The 1,649-nt window shown below is 61.5% G+C and carries 3 protein-coding genes; all 3 read left to right on the top strand.

Annotation, left to right across the window (positions count from 1 at the left end):
• On the top strand, nucleotides 1-807 hold an 807-nt coding region (locus ACE3OH_RS22105), incomplete at its 5' end, for a S41 family peptidase (protein ID WP_374358424.1).
• Complete coding sequence (locus ACE3OH_RS22100; RefSeq protein WP_374358421.1) at nucleotides 807-1,190, top strand: hypothetical protein; 384 nt, start codon at nucleotides 807-809, stop codon at nucleotides 1,188-1,190. The genes ACE3OH_RS22105 and ACE3OH_RS22100, both read left to right, overlap by 1 nt.
• 10 nt (nucleotides 1,191-1,200) lie before the next feature.
• Nucleotides 1,201-1,649 (top strand): CYTH domain-containing protein (locus ACE3OH_RS22095; protein WP_374358418.1); only part of this gene is annotated, 449 nt, incomplete at its 3' end.

Here is a 1,649-nt window from a genome sequence, read left to right as displayed (position 1 = left end):
TACCTGACTTTCAATTCCCATATCGCCACCGCCGAAAAAGGCCTGATCGACGCGATCAACCAGTTGAAGCTGGCCAATAACGGTACCGGCATCAGCGATCTGGTGCTGGATTTGCGCTACAACGGCGGCGGCTATCTGGCGCTGGCGGCCGAGCTCGGTTTCATGATCGCCGGCGAGGCCAATACCCAGGGCAAGATCTTCGAGCAGACCTCGTTCAACGACAAAAACCCGTTCGGATTGACGGCAGCGGAAACCCAGACCCCGTTCTACAAGACCGCCGTCGGCTTCAGCGTCGCCAAGGGCACCCCCTTGCCGCAGCTGGGCCTCAAGCGAGTATTCATCCTGTCCGGCCACAATACTTGCTCGGCCAGCGAAGCCATCATCAATGGTCTGCGCGGCGCCGGCATCGAGGTGGTGCTGATCGGCGATACCACCTGCGGCAAGCCCTATGGCTTTTATGCGCAGGATAACTGCAGCACCACTTATTTCGCCATCCAGTTCAAGGGCGTCAACAATCAGGGCTTCGGTGACTATGCCGATGGCTTTATTCCGGGCGGCACCGGCAGCACCGCAGACAATGTGCCGGGCTGTAATGTGGTCGATGATCTGAGCCAGCAGCTGGGCGACCCGGCCGAGGCGCGCCTGGCAGCGGCCCTGCAGTATCGCGCCACCGGCAAATGCACCTCCTCGGCCAGCTCGCTGGCACGTAGCGTCGCCAACCGTGGCCTGTTGTATGGCGCCAATGGCCTGCTGGCCCCATCGCCGCTCAGCGCCATGCGCCTGCTCGGCAAACCGGGCCAACGCTGATGCACTTGCTGGTCGGGCTGCTGGCCACAATGGCACTGGCAGCCTGTGCCGGCGTGGCGCTCGCAGCAGCGCAAGCGCTGCCGGCCCGCTTGGTTCAACCCAATGAATTGGTGCGGCAGCAGTTGCAGCGCGCCGTTCAGCAATTGCTGGGCGGCGCGCCGATTCGTCTGGCTGATGATGTGCTGACCCGTAGCGATCATTTGCTGATCGAAGCCAGCGCCCTGCATCCGGCAAATGGACTGCCACTGGATGGCCGCGCACGTGGCCTGCCACAGTCCTTGCACTTGCAGCTGCAAGGCGGGGCCTGCCTGCTGCGACATGATGGCAACGGTGCCAGCGTGGTTTTGCCCGATGCGCGCTGCGAGCCGCTACCGGCAAATTGAAAGGATAAGCATGGCAAAAGAAATCGAGCGGCGCTTTCAGCTGCAAAACGACAGCTGGCGCGGCCTGGCCGAAGGTGAATGGCTGAAGCAGGGCTATCTGTCGGTGGAACCGGAGCGCACCGTGCGCGTGCGGGTCAAGGGCGAACACGCCTGGCTGACCCTCAAATCGAATATCAGCGCCGTATCGCGCCATGAATTCGAATATGCGATCCCGCTGGCCGATGCCGAAACCATGCTGGCCACCATGTGCCCGATGCTGGTGGAGAAAAAGCGTTATCGCATTCCGATTGGCCCACATGTATTCGAAGTGGATGAATTCTTTGGCCAGAACGCCGGCCTGGTACTGGCCGAAGTGGAACTGAGCGACGAAGCCGAGGAATACATCCGGCCTGCCTGGCTGGGCAGCGAAGTCACCGAAGATCCACGCTACACCAATGCTTACCTGAGCAAGCACCCATG

This window comes from Chitinimonas sp. (genome assembly GCF_041904975.1).
Taxonomy (GTDB): Bacteria; Pseudomonadota; Gammaproteobacteria; order Burkholderiales; family Chitinimonadaceae; genus Chitinimonas.
This window is presented reverse-complemented; position numbering and strand designations above follow the sequence as displayed.